Below are 17,100 nucleotides of genomic sequence, written 5' to 3' on the forward strand. Positions count from 1 at the left end.
GCAATCTGGCGCAAGCATAGATTTGATTTTGTAGCAGCTGTGTTACTGTATGCCAGTACTCTTGAGCATATTGCTCTTATAAGCACTGATCACTGGTGCAAATAAAAAATCCAGGAATTACCATGACGACACCTAAACGACATATGGGTAAGGCCCGATGGCTTCTGCTATGCCTTACGCTAGGTATGATGACCTCAATTCATGCCGACGACCAAGAGGCAGCTGCCGCAACCGATGAAAATACCCAGTGGGATATTCTAAATCCTCCGTTTCCACTTAATACTGTATCTTTCGAAACCAATGAAACCACGTGGTCAAGTCTCGATGTTACTCCTGATGGGGAGCACTTCGTGTTTGACATGCTTGGCGATATTTATATTGTTACCAGCAATGGCGGTGAAGCCAAAGCATTGACACAGGATTTTGCGTGGAACATTCACCCTGCGGTAAGTCCTGATGGCAAAGAAATCGCATTTATTTCCGATCGAGATGGCCTTAGTAACGTTTGGATCATGAATATTGATGGCACAAATTTGCGCCAAGTAACTAAAGAAAAGAAAAACATTATTCATTCACCTGCATGGAGCCCTGATGGAAACTATATTGCCGCGACCAAAGGGATCATGTCGAGCCGCAGTATTCCCGCGGGAGAAATTTGGCTTTATCACAAAAGCGGTGGCAGCGGACTGCCAATCAAGGAACGGGTAAATGGCAAAGCCGATCAAAAAAATATTGCCGATCCTGCCTTTTCGCCTGACGGTCAGTACATTTACTACACCCAAGATATCAGCCCGGGTAGCACGTTCAGTTATAACCGCGATCCGTTGAAATCAATCTTCGCCATTACCCGTTTTGATCGCGTCACTGGCGAGGAAGAACGCTATATTTCTGGTACTGGCGGTGCGGTGGTAGCGACACCATCACCGGATGGTAAGTCTATCGCTTACATTCGCCGTGTGACGGATCGAACGGCATTGTTCATTAAAGATATCGCTACCGGCTCAGAGACGCCGATCTATTTAGGGATGGAGCGCGATATGCAGGAAGGCTTCGGCAGCGAGGGCTATTACGCCTACTTTGATTGGACACCGGATAGCAAGCACATTGTGTTTTGGACAGGCGGCAAGTTCCACCGCATTGATGTTGCCAACAGTCAGCCTGATGCGCCGCAAATCACAACGTTAGACGTCTCGGTTAAAGCCGAATTACAGTATGCCGACGCCGTGCGTTTTCCTGTCGATGTGGCACCTGAAGCGTTTGATGTAAAGGCCATTCGTTGGTCACAAAAATCACCTGATGGCAAATCGGTGCTGTTCCAAGCCTTGGGTAAATTGTATGTACACGATATCAAATCAGGCAAAGTTAAGCGCTTGACCAAACAGAACGAGCATGATGAATACTATCCGCGCTATTCAAATGATGGCAAACAGATCGTATACACCACTTGGAATGATCAATCCTTAGGCGACATTCGGGTAGTTTCAGCGCGCGGTGGCAAGGGTAAAGTGGTAAGCCCTGGTCCGGGCCACTATATTGAGCCAAGCTTCTCGACTGATGGTGAATTGATCACTTATCGCAAATTCAGTGGTGGATATTTATTGGATCCAACCCATTCCGTTGATAGTGGCATTTACGTGCTGAATCTAGACGAAGAGCGCGCGCAACGCGTGTCTAAATCGGGTATTAACCCACATTTTGCTGGCGACAACTCACGGGTTTACTTCACCGAATCAGTCGGTGGTACGCCTTATCCCGAAACCCAGTTTTCTTCAGTTGATCTAAATGGCGAAGACAAGCGCGTGCATCTGTATGGCGCCGATCAAGTCAGCGAATACCGTCTATCCCATGACAAGCAATGGGTGGCATTTGTGAATCAATATAATGCCTATGTTGCGCCATTTGCCGATAATGGCAAAAAGGTCACTATTGGCCCTGATATGACCTCACTACCGGTTCAGCAACTCTCTGCGCGGGCGGGTGAATATCTCAACTGGTCCCCTGATAATGCTAACGTTAGTTGGTTCCATGGCCCTTATTTCTTTGAACGCGCATTGGACCAGGCATTTAGCTTTGTTGGTGGCGCCGAGGATTTACCCGAAGCTGAAGAAAACGGCTTGAACTTAGCATTTAATCAACGCACTGACGTGCCCGAGCAAACCATCGCATTGGTTGGTGGCCAAGTGGTTACCATGCGTGATGCAAACCAAACGCAAGAAGTCATTGCAAATGGCGTAGTGCTGATTGAAGGCAATCGGATTGTGGCCGTGGGCGATAGTCAATCGGTTGCTATCCCTAAGGCTGCAAAAATCATTGATACCAGTGGCCATACGGTTATCCCTGGGCTGATTGACACCCATGCCCACGGAGCCCAAGGCCGGAATGAAATTATTCCACAACAAAACTGGAGCCAATACTCGAATGTCGCGTTTGGGGTGACTACTATTCATGATCCGTCGAATGACACCACTGAGATCATGGCCGCGGCAGAGTTACAACGTGCGGGGAAAATTGTTGCACCACGCATCTACTCAACGGGCACCATTCTTTACGGCGCTGAAGCGTTAGGCTATAAGGCCATCATCAACGACTATGACGACGCTTATTTCCATGTGCGTCGCCTGCAAGATGTCGGTGCGATTTCGGTGAAAAGTTATAACCAGCCGCGTCGCGACCAGCGTCAGCAAGTGTTACAAGCCGCTCGTGAGTTAAATATGATGGTGGTACCCGAGGGTGGCGGTAAATTCCAACAAAACATCTCCATGTTAGTGGATGGCCATACTGGGCTCGAACATTCCTTGCCTATTGCCCATGGTTACAATGACCTGACTCAACTGTGGAAAGCAACGCGTTTCGGCTATACCCCAACGTTTGTAGTTTCCTATGGCGGTCTAATGGGTGAAGAGTATTGGTACGATCGTACCGAGGTCTGGAAAAACGAGCGCTTAATGCGTTATACCCCGAATTTCTTAATTGAAAGTCGTTCTATCCGACGCCCGACTGCGCCGGATAATCAATACAACCATGTCGATGTAGCAAGCTACGCCAAAGTCCTACGTGATAATGGTGTCGGTGTGCACATTGGCGCCCATGGTCAGCGCGAAGGTTTGGCGGCACATTGGGAATTATGGATCATGCAACAAGGCGGTTTCACCCCCTGGGAAGCATTGCGTGGTGGCACAATTGATGGCGCAGTGCATCTCGGTATGGATCAAGACCTGGGTAGCATCGAAGTGGGTAAATTAGCCGACTTGGTGGTTATTGAAGGTGATGTACTCAATGATCTACGCCGCAGCGAGTTCGTTACCTACACCGTACTGAACGGCCGTGTATACGAAGCTGCGACCATGAATGAGGTTGGCAGCAAGCAAAAACGTATGCCGTTTTTCTTCGAGCGCAATAACCAGTTATTTATGCCCGCTGAGACCGCCAGCGAAGTTGAAGCGAAAGCCCATAAGTACCACTGGAAACACTAAGCTGAGATAAGCGAGTGTTAGCTCACTTGATGCTAATAGGATGGTAACATCCTATTAGCTTTTTGCTTTTGAGGTTTCAAAGCTAATGCTCTATGACTAATGCGAACGCCATAGAGCGTTATGCTGACGCTGCGAACCAACTCCACCATACGCCGAAGACAACAGAAGTGTTGAAACTGACGGCCGGATCAGTCAATGATTAGTAAATAAGATGGCAACTCTAAAACCCTTGGCAAGGGCCTACGCTTTAAGATAATTAAATGGCTTTATTCAAAACCACGCCAGTCGGACTTAGAAAATTCTTCTTTATGGTTTCTTACATAGCCATAGGAGTGGTTTTATTTGGCAAGGAGAACTATCAGCCATCGTCTTTATACTTAGGCTTCCTCATCGCGGTATTTAGCGTCATTTATGTTATCTGGTGTTACAGGATTATTTTTAAATACCCTATTGTTTTGAGTACCGGAGGTACGATCTATAACAGCTATATTAAAAAGAAAGACCTGAACAAAACGTTATTTGCTTTGTTCAATACTGTTGTATTAGGTGCCCTATTCACTGTTATGTTAGTGACATCATCAATTTTCATTTCGGGTTTCGCGGCAAACTGGTTGCCAGGAGAATCACTTTCAATCGACGCCCGTTGTCAGTACTCCAGTCGTCATAAATTCTTCGGTGTTTCAAATTATCTGATTGATCAACAAGGACGAGAAATACATTTTAAATCCAATGAGTATTACTGCGGATTATTTAGCGGTAATCAAGCCTGGTGCAGAATTGAGACAAAACGAACAGCACTGGGAGATACCTTACTTGGCATTCAATGTAATAATTGAGCACTGATTGTACGCTAAACTCATTGATTGAAATGACCAGCAACAACCGCCCCATCTTCTTAAGTGACGATACCCAATCGAAAGATGAAATAGCTGAGATAAGCGATCTCTCGCCGGCCAATGCCCCTCTGCACTGACAATCTGAGCAAAGTCTAAAAATTAAGACATGGGTCTTAATTTCGAGACAAAAAGCATTGTTTAAGCAAACCGTTATATCCGAGTCCTCTTGCATGTAGTACAAAAAACACTCACCACCTAATCTAGTCTTGTCAGCACGGATTGCTGACGGGAGGGTTGCAGCAGTATCGCAAGGAACGTGAATGGCAACTATCCATTGTACCTGATGGTGAGGAGAGAACAGAGAGATGTCAGGGATATGATGTCAGGGAGTTCGCCAGTAATTATGGATGATTCGCCAAAGCATTAGGTACAACAAGGATGAAGTGAGAATAGGCAGGGCTAGCCAACTAATCCAAGGACGGATAACTCACCATCGACCTTTTATTGCGGGGAGCATAATGACAAGCACAAAGACACCAGAGCGCAGCCTATTTAGAGCAAATGCCGTTGCCTATCAGCGTAACCGTTTACATGGTGATGTACTGGTAGTGCCCAAGCTGTCGCACAGTGTAATCACACTAGCGCTAATTATTTGGCTAGTTGCGGTTATTAGCTTTCTTGTGATGCACAGCTATGCGCGTCAAGAGCGAGTGATTGGATGGATAGAGCCGATCGGGGGGATCGCTCGCCACTATACTACCCTGCAACCTGGGATTGTCACTGAGGTATTTGTGAAGGCCGGCGACATTGTCGAAAAAGGCGACGTGCTGCTGACGATTGCACACACAACGCCCTTACCTTCAGGTGAAACTGTCGAAGGTCAGTTATTAAACGAATATCAGCAACAATTGCAGGAGTTGAACTCACTGATTTCGCGGCAAACCGAGATTGATGCGCTGCACGCTGATGTATTACAACAAAAAGTGAGCCATGCAGAAATCGCCCTGCGGCACTTGACCGATCAAGTGGATACATTACAGCAACAAATCGCTTTAGTTGACGAACGCATCGCCCGCTATAAAGACTTACGTGATAAAGGCTTGATCCGAGCCAACGACATAGAACTACTGCGCGAACAGCAGCTTGCGTTACAAAGTGAAACGCACGCATTGCAATTGGCCCGGTCAAACCAGCAAAATACCTTAGCGCAGTTGCAGCAAGAGCAACTGGTATTGCCGCAGCAACAAGCCAGTGCAGAGACTCAACGCAATCGCGAACAAAGCGAATTGATGCAAAAGATTTTGCAACTCCAAGGACAGCGCTCGACCAATATTATCGCTAGTCGCCATGGACTTGTCACCAGTTTACAAGTGAGTGTTGAACAAGCGATTAAAGCGCAGCAGCATGTCCTCGATATCGTGCCACAAAATAATCAGTATGAGGCCCGTCTTCTGCTGCCTATTCGTGCCATCGGTTTTGTGCAAGCGGGCCAATCCATTGAGATCCGTTACGATGCGTTTCCATACCAAAAATTTGGTTTATTTCAGGGCGAATTAACCGAGATTGCGGCATCGGTGATCCTGCCTAACGAGTTAAATCATGCACCGGTAGCGATTAGCGAACCCGTTTATGTCGCGAAGGCTAGCTTGCAGCAGAGTGTAATCGAGGCCTTCGGTCAGCACGTTGGCTTAAAACCAGGCATGACGTTTAGCGCAGACATTACCACCAGCGAACGCAGTTTGTTGGAATGGCTGCTTGAACCGATTTACAGTTTGCAAGGACGTTTATAATGACCGTAGCAGCGCTTGACTTCTCCCACTGGTGGTCGTCACTCTCTAACTCCACTAAAGTCCCCTTAGTGTTACAAACTGAAGCTAGCGAATGCGGCTTGGCTTGCCTCGCGATGCTGGCAGGCAGCTATGGATATCAGACCGATTTGACGCAATTACGTCATCGTTTTGCACTATCAGCTCATGGTGCAACCTTGCAACAAATCATGGCAATCGCCAGCCAACTGAATTTCAGCACGCGCGCGTTGAAACTGGAGCTTGAACAATTAGCCGCGCTGCAAACGCCATGTATATTGCACTGGAATATGAACCATTTTGTGGTTTTAGTCAGTGTCGACGCCCGCAAGCGCACGTTGACAATTCATGATCCCGCTTGCGGTGAGCGGCAGCTCTCATGGCAAGACGCAGATAAGCACTTTACTGGGGTCGCATTGGAACTATCGCCCAATCAGGCTTTTACCCCGCAAAAACAACGCTCACAATTAACGTTATCGCACTTTTGGTCCACCATTCATGGCCTAAAGCGAAGTTTACTGGTCATTCTTGCGTTGTCACTGATGCTCCAACTTTTCGCTATTGCCAGTCCGTTCTATATGCAAGTGGTGATTGATGATGTGATTATACGGAATAACACGCAAATTCTGACCACACTCGCACTTGGTTTCGGTTTGTTGCTGCTGATAGAAGTTGGAGTCACTATTCTACGTCAGGTGAGTATCCTCTACTTATCCAACCGGCTGAGCCTACAGATGTCGAGCAACGTGTTTCATCATTTAATTCGCCTGCCAATGGATTACTTTTTGAAACGACACGTGGGTGATATTGTCAGTCGGTTCGGATCTTTGCGCGCAATCCGAGAAATGTTTACCACCGGCCTAATCACAGCAATCGTGGATGGACTAATGGCGATAGTCACGCTGATCGTGATGTTCATCTACAGTCCCCAATTAGCACTATTGGTTATTGCGATTGTCACGCTTTACGCGCTTGTCAGGTATACCTTCTATCGCCCCATTCGGCGCTTAAATGAAGAGGCGATCGTTGCTGCTGCAAAAGAAAACAGTCATTTCATGGAATCAGTACGGGCGTTACAAACGATTAAGCTGTTCGCCCAAGAGAACCAGCGGCAAAATCAATGGTTAAATAAGCTCATCACAAGCATGAATAAGCATATTCAGATCAGTCGCTGGAATATCAGTTTTGCCAGTATCAATCAGTTGCTTTTTGGCCTAGAAAATCTGGTTGTCATCTACCTTGCAGCGCTTGCAGTCATGGACAGCGTCCTTTCTGTTGGAATGCTGTATGCTTTTATCAGCTACAAGTCGCGTTTTATTAATGCAATGGACAGCCTCATCACGCAATGGATCGATTTTAAAATGCTCGACCTGCATTTCGCTCGGCTCGCTGATATTGTTTATACCCCTAAAGATCCCTTACTTAGTACCCCGAACTCGCATAACTCTGTTTACACCAGTCAGCAGAAATCAGCCCACCAACCGTTGGGAGCATTGCGTATTACTGATATCAGCTATCGACACAGCGAGTTAGATCCGCCGCTGTTTAGGCATATTTCATTACAGGTTAGTCCCGGTCAAACAGTCGCCATTATTGGCGCTAGCGGGAGCGGTAAAACAACGTTAATGAAGTGCATGATGGGTTTACTCGCCACGCATAGCGGCAAGATACATATTGACGGTTTGCCGCTGCAACAAATACCCGACTACCGCCAACGGATCGCTGCGGTTATGCAAGATGACCAGCTACTCAGCGGCTCAATCGCCGATAACATTGCCTGCTTTGCAGAGCACATCGATATGCCCAGGGTAATCGCTGCCGCTCAAGTCGCCTGCATCCATGACGATGTAGTGACTATGACGATGCAATACAACACGCTGGTCGGGGATATGGGAACCACACTCAGCGGCGGTCAAAAGCAACGCATTTTGCTCGCTCGTGCACTGTATCGCCAACCCGTAATATTGTTTCTAGACGAAGCGACAAGTCATCTCGATTTAACCAATGAATGTCAAGTCACAACGAATATTGGAGCGCTGCAAATTACCCGAGTGATCATTGCACATCGGTTGCAAACAATACAGCAAGCAGATGTTATTTATGAATTAATCAATGGTGAGCTACGACGGGTTGATCCTAGTTCACTGATTAATAACCCAACCTAACCTTCAACGGAAGAAGAACCAGGAGACTATTATGACTATATCAACACAACTTGAACAACTCTCACGGCGTGAACTCCAAGTCGCCATGAAAATCATGGAAGGCTTACCGAATAAACTAATCGCGCGTGAACTGTTTATCAGTGAACGCACGGTAAAGTTTCATTGTGCGAATATTTATCGCAAACTGGACATCACGAATCGGGCGAGTTTAATGGCAGCTTATTTTAAAGCACTGTACGATAATGCCGATGCTGCCTAGTTTGCATCCAACCACCTGAGTTTAAGCGGTACTCAGGCCTTTTCATCTAATCCAGAGGACGAAACATGGATAACCCACTTGGCAAAATTCACCGCCTTCATTATTTAGTGATTGGCTATTCAGTGATGCTTTTTATCATCGCCAGTATCTTTCTCTTCTTTTACTTTCTGGCGACCCGCCATGCACCGCCGTTTCTGCTCACTGCGGTTGTCTACAATACCATTTGGGTCATTGGCACCTACTCCATGGTGAAATACAGTTACATGCAGGGGCTCAACGACAGTATTCAAGCTGACCCGCGGCTACAAGAGCGTATGCAATAAACGCAAATACTAGACGTAAGGCCAGTAGAACGTTGCCGCAGACCTGCTAATCTAAGCATGTTCACAGGGGGTGAACTCTCGTAACGCGAGATAACACAAGGAGCTGTGTTGAAGCTGCATGCTCAATGCCAGCATCCTTCAATTGTTATAATTGGAGAAATCTTATGCGACATCCATTTGCTACACCCTGCGCGGCCACTCTAGATAAAGAGGCTGTAACAGCCGTAAATGCAGGCGCTCAGACATCCGACAGTACTGCGACACCGACAATGCCCAATGATGGCAAAGGACGCGAAGTTCAGCGCAATTTACTGCGACCACCCGTTTATTACACACAAGCCCTGGGTGAAGATGGTGGTTTCGTGCCTGAACCCGATTTAACTTAACGGCAACCGCTAACGCAGGCCTGCAGGCCTGCGTTGGGTAAAGGAGTCAGGTTTGCGCACCCCGATAACACTGATCATTGGTGATGGCGACGATCCACACGTACAGCACGTGAAATTGCAATTGGCCAAACGTAATCGACAAACCCGGGTTTTCGATACTCAACTATTCCCTCGTTATTGCCAGATTGGTTATAGCCCTAATTTGTCTGATGGGCACTTGGTGATTGAGCAGGAGATCATTTACTTCGATCAAATTTGCTCGGTTTACTGGCGCAGTTTTATGCCACTCAGCACTAAGAGCAGTATAGCCACGCAAGACACCATGAGCATGCTAAAGACGTTCTTTGCTGAACCCAGTTTAAACTGGATAAACCCATTTTCAGCCATTCAAAATCACAAAATGAAGCCTCGCCAATTACAATTAGCCAAGGCTATGGGCGCAACGATCCCGAAATCCTTTACCGGCAATTGTCCTAATGCCGCATTTCACTTTTTACAACGACACAGCGAAGCGATCTTCAAGCCAGTTCATGGCGGGGCACTTACAGAATTTGTGCAACCCAGTCACCGCACTCAAGAATATCTGGAAAGAGTCTTAGGGTGTAGTCCAGTGACCTTGCAAGAATATATACCCGGCACCAATATTCGCACTTACGTGATTGGCAACGACCTATTCAGTATCGAGTTTAATAGTGCTGCTGTGGATTTCCGCGATGACGACTATACCGTTGCTGGCGCGGTATCCATTCCGGCTCCAGTAAAAAACCTGGCGAAGCGAATTACCTATACCTTCGGTATGCAATGGAGCGCCATTGATTGGCGCTGTGATCACGAAGGGCGATATTATTTTCTGGAGGCCAATCCCAGCCCGATGTTTATCGAAGCTGAGAAAGGCACTGGGATCCCATTGACTGAGACATTTATCGACCTGCTACTTGAGCCTTACAATGAATGTCACATGCCGCTATAAAATAAAGCGACTCAAGTCCTCATTGTCAACCAAGGCTTCAAGATGACTATTTACGTAGGCTTCGTCGATCACAATTTTCTCACCAGTCCGTTCCGAGGCATCGAAGGAAATGTCTTCCATCAAACGCTCGAGTACCGTGTGTAAACGACGCGCACCGATGTTTTCAGTTTTTTCGTTTACCTGCCAAGCTGCATGCGCAATACGCGCAATACCTGACTCGGAAAACTCAACGTCAACGCCTTCCGTTTTCATTAGGGCAACGTATTGCTCTGTCAATGAGGCACTCGGCTCAGTTAAGATACGCACAAAATCTTCTACCTTGAGTGCTGCCAGTTCAACGCGGATGGGCAAACGACCTTGTAACTCAGGAATCAGATCCGACGGTTTGCTCATTTGAAATGCGCCCGAAGCGATAAACAAGATATGATCGGTTTTTACCATACCGTGTTTAGTCGATACCGTTGACCCTTCTACTAGTGGTAACAGATCTCGCTGCACACCCTCGCGCGATACATCCGCACTGCCAGTGCCCTCGCGCTTACAAATCTTGTCGATTTCATCGATAAACACAATACCGTTTTGCTCAACGTTAAAGAGGGCTTTTTCTTTCAGTTCTTCTTGATTGACGAGACGGGATGCTTCTTCTTCGACCAACAACTTAAAGGCGTCTTTAATTTTCAGTTTTTTATTCTTTTTCTGTGAACCCGATAAATTCTGGAACATACCTTGTAACTGGTTAGTCATTTCTTCCATGCCTGGCGGGGCCATGATTTCAACACCGATTTGAGGCTGTGCCACATCAATCTCGATTTCCTTATCATCGAGTTGCCCTTCACGCAGCTTCTTACGGAAAGCTTGGCGTGTAGACTTATTCGGCACATCCTCTTTCTCACCCCACGAATTTTCCGGCGGTGGGATCAAAGCATCTAAAATGCGTTCTTCAGCAGCTTCTTCCGCGCGAAATTTTACTTTGGCAGTCTCTTGTTCTTTTGTGAGCTTCACCGAAATATCGGCTAAGTCCCGAATAATCGACTCAACTTCTTTACCCACATAACCCACTTCGGTGAATTTAGTCGCCTCAACCTTAATAAAAGGAGCGTTTGCCAATTTGGCTAAACGTCGGGCGATCTCAGTTTTACCCACCCCAGTAGGTCCGATCATAAGAATATTCTTTGGGGTGACTTCTTGCCGTAACTCAGGCTCTAACTGCATGCGTCGCCAGCGATTGCGAAGAGCAATGGAGACTGCGCGCTTGGCGTCTTGTTGGCCAATGATGTGACGGTCTAACTCGTGGACGATTTCTCTTGGCGTCATTTCCGACATAACTAATTCTTCTCTTTAATGCAGCGCTAGGCTAATAACTTAAACTTTCGATGGTCTGGCTGTGGTTGGTAAACACACAAATGTCACCAGCAATCGACAAACTTTTTTGCGCGATCTCTTCAGCACTTAACTGCGTGTTTTTTAGTAAGGCGGTCGCGGCTGCCTGTGCGTATGGCCCACCAGAACCGATTGCGATGAGATCATCCTCGGGCTGCACAACATCGCCATTTCCAGTAATAATAAAGGAGGCGGTGTGATCGGCGACCGCCAATAAAGCTTCTAATCGCCTTAGCATGCGGTCAGTTCGCCAATCTTTGGCTAACTCTACTGCAGCACGGGTCAAATGCCCTTGATGTTGCTCAAGCTTACTTTCAAAGCGCTCAAACAAGGTGAAAGCGTCAGCGGTACCGCCGGCAAAACCAGCCAATACTTTATCGTGGTATAGGCGTCTTACTTTGCGGGCGTTGCCTTTCATTACCGTGTTGCCCAAGGAGACTTGCCCGTCCCCTGCAATGACGACCTGATTGTTGCGTCGCACAGAAACGATAGTTGTCATGCGTTTTCCTTTGCTAAATTCTTTTAGCTAAGGTGGGGCTCGCATGACTATTTTCAAGTCATCAATAAGTTAAAGGTTCCAATACCAGATCTGGCAGGTACGAATATTGATCCGACTTAACTGGTGGCGACTACTTTCAGCGGCCCTTTTACTTTCAAAAGGCCCCAGGATCACTCGATACCAGCGGCCATTACTACCTTCGCTTGGGCGCACAATTGACTCCATTCCGGTCATGGCGATTTGCGCTCGCATTTCTTCCGCTTGCGATTCGCTACGGAAGCTACCACATTGCATGAGATAACGCTTGGTCACCTGCTCGACCTGCTCGACTTCCACTTCGTATCCCGGCAAGGTTTTAATGAATTCCCATTCTTCTTGCGGCAACTCTGGTAGCTCCTCTTCTGGAGTTGTCGCAATAATTTCTGGCTCTGACGGCTTAATTTCTGGCGCGGGCGCATTGTCTTTAATACGCCAAAGCAATAACACAAAGCCGATAATTACAATTATTGCGATACCAATATTCAGCCAAGGCGTGGGCTTGGGTTCTGGTTTGGTTTGCTTGGTGGCGCGGCCGCGCTTGACATAATCTTTATGTGGCATTCAGATAAACTACTTAAATAGAGGTCGTATCTCTTTTAGTACGACCGATGAATTCGGTTTCATTTGCGCACGCAAGCGCTGAACTTAGACTACACGTGATACATTACCATGTTGGTATTTTACATAAAGCGATATTAAAGCAATAGCGTGAAATCGCAGTGCCGGTGCAAAATACGTGTGGCTCTTAACTCAAATCCGTAGGTGCAACATCAATCGCCCAGCGCACTCGGGCTGCACTCTTGAGCGCCTCAATATTATCCAGTTGGGCTGCAATCGCCTTGTGCACGATGGAGCGATGGGCTGATTTTATCACCAGCAACATCCGATAACGCCCAGCGCGCTTGAACATTAGGGCGGGAATCGGGCCGAGGATGGTTAACGCGGCGTTAGGTTGTAATAACAATTGTACATCATGTAAAAACGCTTCGGCCGGTTCCGCCGAGTTCGCCTCAGCGCGAAATACAGTTTGATGAAAAAACGGCGGGGCGTGAGCTGCCTGACGTTCCGCCAGAGCGTAACGGGAAAAGTGATGATACCCATTGTGTAATAGATCGAGCAATAAGGGATGGTCAGGCTGGTGGGTTTGCAGCCACATTTCACCCTGTCTATTTTCCCGACCTGCACGGCCAGCAACCTGCGTTAATAACTGCGCTAATTTTTCAGTGGCGCGCAAATCCGCACTAAATAGTGCAGCATCCACATCAACGACTAATACTAAGGTCACGAGAGGAAAGTGATGGCCTTTTGATAAGATCTGCGTACCAATCAGGATTTGGTGTTGATTAGCATTGATCTCATCAAGCGCGGTAGCCAACTTCTGCTTTCCTCGCATCGAATCACTGTCGATGCGGATACTGCGGTAGTTCGGAAACACCGCATCCAAATATTCTTTAAGTTGCTCAGTGCCAACACCTTGAAATGCCACTTCATTACTACCACACGACGCACAATGCTGCGGCAATTGTTGGATATTATCGCAATGATGGCAGTGCAAGCGCCCTAACGCCTTATGCACCGTAAATGGGGCTTCACAACGTGTGCATTGCGCTACATAACCACACTGATGGCAAAACAGGCTAGGGGCAAATCCGCGCCGATTAATGAATACCATGACTTGTCCACCCGCGGCGAGGTGCTCCCGCATTTTACTGAGCATTGGGTCAGCGATCCCCGCATTCATGGATTGCCCACGAATATCCAGGACTTCTTGCCTAACCATTTGGGCCTGACCAGTGCGCTGTTGTAACTGGAGTAACTGGTATTTCCCCGTGAGCGCATTGTGTAATGATTCAAAGGATGGTGTGGCGCTTCCCAACAGCAAGCCGCAATCAGTTCGTTTCGCCCGTAACACCGCAATATCACGCGCATGATAGCGCATGCCGTCTTGTTGTTTATAAGATTCATCATGCTCTTCATCAACGATGATCATACCCAACCGTTTGAACGGTGTGAAAATCGCTGAACGCGTACCAATGACTAATCCAATACTGCCTGCTCTGGCTTGCAGCCAAACAGCCAGACGTTCGTTATCCGTCATACCTGAATGCAACACTCCGACTGGCAGACCAAAGCGTTTTTCAAAGCGTGCAACGGTCTGTGGCGTAAGTCCAATTTCGGGCACCAGTATGAGCACTTGCTCGCCTGCAGCAAGTTTCGGAGCAATGACTTGCAAATACACCTCTGTCTTGCCGCTGCCAGTGACGCCTTCGAGTAAAAAAGGAGTATACGCATTTTGCTGCGCGCAAATGGTGGCGATAGCCAACGCCTGGTCCGCATTTGGGGTTGGTGCTGCGGCGATCTCAAGATTTTCGTGCCAGTTTAACGTTGGCTCAATGTCACGGCCGATTTTCTCAATCCACCCTTTCTCAAGACAGGCCTTTATCACTGACTGACCGAATTGCTCGCGCACTTCCGCGACGGGCAGTGCGGCTGCGCTTAACAGCGTCAGTAGGGCTTGCTGTTGTTTACCCCGCAGGGTTTGTTGTAATTGCAATTCACCTGCTGCAGTCAGTTGCAACCAGTCAATACACGGCCGCTGGATACTCTGCGCTTTGCGTAGTGCTGCTGGCAATAAAGTCGCAATCACCTCGCCAAGCGCATGATGATAGTAATCGGCTAACCATTGGGCGAGCGAGAGCAGCTCTGCATCAACGACGGCTTCACTATCAAGTACCTGTTTAATTGGCTTGATTTTACTCGCGTCAAACTCAGACTCAGCGACCTGTGCGATAACCACGCCAACCAATTCTCGTCGACCAAAAGGTACCAGCACACGGCAGCCTGGATTAGCGTTGTCAGCCTGATAATCAAACAAGCGACGCATCGGCACTGGCAGTGCAACTCTAACAATTGACAATGGTTCCTCTCTCGGCCTACTAAAATTGGACAATATTTCACCGCCACAGGCGTAAAAACACTTGATCGGTCAAGGCGTGTACATTAATATGCGCCGCTCTTTACGGCAACCACAGGTTTTCACCCTAAATTGCCAGATTTTTGTAACGTATGGTGTTCAACTACGGGTTGAATAGCGATGCGGCCTTACGATGAGGTAACCCTAATGAAACAAGATATTCATCCGAATTACAGCGAAATCACAGCAACCTGTTCATGCGGCAACGTAGTAAAAGTGCGCTCTACTCTAGGTAAAGACATTAACCTAGATGTTTGTTCAGCATGTCACCCTTTCTACACAGGTAAGCAACGTAACGTTGATACCGGTGGTCGTGTTGATCGCTTCAAGAAGCGTTTCGGTGCATTGGGCAAGAAATAAGCTCTTTGACTTCGCGAAGAAAGCGCCGTATCGGCGCTTTTTTTGTGCCTCTGCTATTATCCTTTTAGGTTTATGGCTTGCGCAACAAACATTCATGAAATTAATGTGTGTTATTTTTGCGCTGCCTTTAATTGGTATTACCTTTAGTTTTCGCTATGCTGAGCGCGTGCACATCCGATATGCCGTGAATATCGAGTGTGATAGATTACCGAAATAAAAACAGCGTATAAACGCAAACCCTACAGCACACATTATCAAGGAATTCGACGCATGTCTGACTTTCGCCAACAAGCATTAGACTATCACGCCAAGCCAACGCCAGGAAAAATCAAAGTAGAGCTGAGTAAGCCAGCGAATAGCGTCAAAGATCTCGCCCTCGCTTATAGCCCTGGCGTAGCCGAGCCCGTGCGAGAAATCGCAGACGACCCCAATGCGGCCTACCAATACACCGCCAAAGGTAACATGGTCGCGGTTATTTCTAACGGCACTGCAATATTGGGCTTGGGTAATTTAGGCCCATTAGCGTCTAAACCTGTAATGGAAGGTAAGGCCCTGCTGTTTAAACATTTTGCTGGTATTGACTCAATTGATATCGAAGTTAAACACCGCACGACAGAAGAATTTATCAACACCGTTGCCAACATTGCGGATACGTTTGGCGGCATTAATCTTGAAGACATCAAGGCACCTGAGTGTTTTGAGATTGAACAGGCTCTGATCCAACGCTGTAAAATCCCAGTGTTCCACGACGATCAGCATGGCACTGCAATTGTAACTGCTGCAGGCATGTTAAATGCGCTAGAGATCCAAGGCAAAGAGTTACACGATGCGATTATTGTTTGTCTTGGTGCTGGAGCCGCTGCGGTTGCTTGTATGGAGTTATTGATTAAGTGTGGCGCGCAACGTGAGAAAATCTACATGTTGGATCGTAAAGGCGTTATTCACACCCGTCGTGATGATCTAACGCCACATAAAATGCTGTTTGCCAATAATACTGATAAACGTACGCTTGACGATGTAATGGCTGGTGCTGACATTTTTGTAGGTGTATCAGGGCCCGACTTATTGCCGCCGGAAACCCTCAAACTAATGGCACCTAATCCAATCGTCTTCGCTTGTTCAAATCCGGACCCGGAGATTCGACCAGAATTAGCCCATGAAGTACGCGATGATTTAATTATGGCAACGGGGCGCTCTGATTACCCTAATCAGGTTAATAACGTGCTGTGTTTCCCGTTTATCTTCCGTGGTGCTTTAGATGTGCGCGCGTCTGCCATTAATGATGAAATGAAAGTCGCCGCAGTAGAGGCGATTCGACAAGTATCTAAACTGCCGGTACCTCAAGAGGTTTTAGACGCCAGTGATTCAGAGTCATTGACCTTTGGGAAAGATTATATCATTCCAAAACCAATGGATCCGCGTTTATGTCAGACTATCGCTAAAGCTGTTGCACAAGCGGCTGTAGATTCTGGTGTCGCACGCATTGATATGCCTGCTGGCTATATGGAGTAAGCGCAGACACGTTGTCCTGAGGCAGCCAGAACAATAAAGACTCTGGCGTCTTAGAGATAGTTTTTCCTGATGGGATTTGTCAGTCGTTAAAATGTTATCTACAGTTAACTTGTCCGCAA

At 47.3% G+C, this 17,100-nt stretch carries 14 protein-coding genes; 10 read left to right on the forward strand and 4 right to left on the reverse strand.

Features of this window, described 5'->3' with window-relative positions; all coding sequences use genetic code 11:
- Positions 1-188 precede the first annotated feature (188 nt).
- The 8 genes from AC121Z_RS15030 to AC121Z_RS15065 all read left to right on the forward strand — a co-directional run bounded on the left by AC121Z_RS15030 (position 189) and on the right by AC121Z_RS15065 (position 10,217).
- The gene (locus tag AC121Z_RS15030; RefSeq protein ID WP_498128273.1) at positions 189-3,473 is read left to right on the forward strand and encodes an amidohydrolase family protein; all 3,285 of its coding nucleotides are present in this window, start codon (positions 189-191) and stop codon (positions 3,471-3,473) included.
- 260 nt (positions 3,474-3,733) lie between these two features.
- A complete protein-coding gene (locus tag AC121Z_RS15035) occupies positions 3,734-4,309 on the forward strand; it encodes a hypothetical protein (RefSeq protein ID WP_498124988.1) in 576 nt (191 codons plus the stop codon).
- A 518-nt stretch (positions 4,310-4,827) separates the two neighbouring features.
- Positions 4,828-6,099, forward strand: a complete 1,272-nt coding sequence (locus AC121Z_RS15040) for an HlyD family secretion protein (protein ID WP_498124989.1) — start codon at positions 4,828-4,830, stop codon at positions 6,097-6,099.
- A complete protein-coding gene (locus tag AC121Z_RS15045; RefSeq protein WP_498124990.1) occupies positions 6,099-8,279 on the forward strand; it encodes a peptidase domain-containing ABC transporter in 2,181 nt (726 codons plus the stop codon). The genes AC121Z_RS15040 and AC121Z_RS15045 overlap by 1 nt, the downstream gene beginning before the upstream one ends.
- Positions 8,280-8,310: 31 nt before the next feature.
- Positions 8,311-8,538 (forward strand): helix-turn-helix domain-containing protein, encoded by a 228-nt coding sequence (locus AC121Z_RS15050; RefSeq protein WP_100658669.1) that lies wholly within the window; start codon positions 8,311-8,313, stop codon positions 8,536-8,538.
- Between the two features lie 65 nt (positions 8,539-8,603).
- Positions 8,604-8,861 carry a hypothetical protein gene (locus tag AC121Z_RS15055; RefSeq protein ID WP_498124991.1) on the forward strand — a complete coding sequence of 86 codons (258 nt, stop codon included), beginning with the start codon at positions 8,604-8,606 and terminating at the stop codon, positions 8,859-8,861.
- 164 nt (positions 8,862-9,025) lie between these two features.
- On the forward strand, positions 9,026-9,247 hold the full coding sequence (locus AC121Z_RS15060) for a hypothetical protein (protein WP_498124992.1): 222 nt from the start codon (positions 9,026-9,028) through the stop codon (positions 9,245-9,247).
- Between the two features lie 52 nt (positions 9,248-9,299).
- Positions 9,300-10,217 carry an ATP-grasp domain-containing protein gene (locus AC121Z_RS15065; RefSeq protein ID WP_498124993.1) on the forward strand — a complete coding sequence of 306 codons (918 nt, stop codon included), beginning with the start codon at positions 9,300-9,302 and terminating at the stop codon, positions 10,215-10,217.
- Here the strand turns inward: AC121Z_RS15065 and hslU are convergent.
- The 4 genes from hslU to priA all read right to left on the reverse strand — a co-directional run bounded on the left by hslU (position 10,212) and on the right by priA (position 15,052).
- On the reverse strand, positions 10,212-11,540 hold the full coding sequence (hslU, locus tag AC121Z_RS15070) for an ATP-dependent protease ATPase subunit HslU (protein WP_498124994.1): 1,329 nt from the start codon (positions 11,538-11,540) through the stop codon (positions 10,212-10,214). The two genes, AC121Z_RS15065 and hslU, sit on opposite strands and share 6 nt — an antisense overlap.
- Positions 11,541-11,571: 31 nt before the next feature.
- Complete coding sequence (gene hslV / locus AC121Z_RS15075; RefSeq protein ID WP_498124995.1) at positions 11,572-12,096, reverse strand: ATP-dependent protease subunit HslV; 525 nt, start codon at positions 12,094-12,096, stop codon at positions 11,572-11,574.
- Between the two features lie 69 nt (positions 12,097-12,165).
- Positions 12,166-12,696, reverse strand: a complete 531-nt coding sequence (locus tag AC121Z_RS15080; protein WP_498124996.1) for an SPOR domain-containing protein — start codon at positions 12,694-12,696, stop codon at positions 12,166-12,168.
- 184 nt (positions 12,697-12,880) lie between these two features.
- On the reverse strand, positions 12,881-15,052 hold the full coding sequence (gene priA / locus AC121Z_RS15085) for a primosomal protein N' (RefSeq protein ID WP_498124997.1): 2,172 nt from the start codon (positions 15,050-15,052) through the stop codon (positions 12,881-12,883).
- A gap of 204 nt (positions 15,053-15,256) precedes the next feature.
- On the opposite strand from priA, the gene rpmE reads away from it, so the two are divergent.
- Both rpmE and AC121Z_RS15095 read left to right on the forward strand, forming a co-directional pair.
- Positions 15,257-15,469, forward strand: a complete 213-nt coding sequence (gene rpmE / locus AC121Z_RS15090) for a 50S ribosomal protein L31 (protein WP_498124998.1) — start codon at positions 15,257-15,259, stop codon at positions 15,467-15,469.
- Positions 15,470-15,739: 270 nt separating this feature from the next.
- Positions 15,740-16,981 (forward strand): malic enzyme-like NAD(P)-binding protein, encoded by a 1,242-nt coding sequence (locus AC121Z_RS15095; RefSeq protein ID WP_498124999.1) that lies wholly within the window; start codon positions 15,740-15,742, stop codon positions 16,979-16,981.
- Positions 16,982-17,100 lie beyond the last annotated feature (119 nt).

It is taken from the genome of Alteromonas sp. DYW1, from assembly GCF_059752595.1.

Excerpts from the sequence above, each read along its gene's own strand:
- AC121Z_RS15030 (WP_498128273.1), top strand. The coding sequence starts at position 189 with ATGACCTCAATTCATGCCGACGACCAAGAGGCAGCTGCCGCAACCGAT.
- AC121Z_RS15035 (WP_498124988.1), top strand. The coding sequence starts at position 3,734 with ATGGCTTTATTCAAAACCACGCCAGTCGGACTTAGAAAATTCTTCTTT.
- AC121Z_RS15040 (WP_498124989.1), top strand. The coding sequence starts at position 4,828 with ATGACAAGCACAAAGACACCAGAGCGCAGCCTATTTAGAGCAAATGCC.
- AC121Z_RS15045 (WP_498124990.1), top strand. The coding sequence starts at position 6,099 with ATGACCGTAGCAGCGCTTGACTTCTCCCACTGGTGGTCGTCACTCTCT.
- AC121Z_RS15050 (WP_100658669.1), top strand. The coding sequence starts at position 8,311 with ATGACTATATCAACACAACTTGAACAACTCTCACGGCGTGAACTCCAA.
- AC121Z_RS15055 (WP_498124991.1), top strand. The coding sequence starts at position 8,604 with ATGGATAACCCACTTGGCAAAATTCACCGCCTTCATTATTTAGTGATT.
- AC121Z_RS15060 (WP_498124992.1), top strand. The coding sequence starts at position 9,026 with ATGCGACATCCATTTGCTACACCCTGCGCGGCCACTCTAGATAAAGAG.
- hslU (WP_498124994.1), bottom strand. The coding sequence starts at position 11,540 with ATGTCGGAAATGACGCCAAGAGAAATCGTCCACGAGTTAGACCGTCAC.
- hslV (WP_498124995.1), bottom strand. The coding sequence starts at position 12,096 with ATGACAACTATCGTTTCTGTGCGACGCAACAATCAGGTCGTCATTGCA.
- AC121Z_RS15080 (WP_498124996.1), bottom strand. The coding sequence starts at position 12,696 with ATGCCACATAAAGATTATGTCAAGCGCGGCCGCGCCACCAAGCAAACC.
- rpmE (WP_498124998.1), top strand. The coding sequence starts at position 15,257 with ATGAAACAAGATATTCATCCGAATTACAGCGAAATCACAGCAACCTGT.
- AC121Z_RS15095 (WP_498124999.1), top strand. The coding sequence starts at position 15,740 with ATGTCTGACTTTCGCCAACAAGCATTAGACTATCACGCCAAGCCAACG.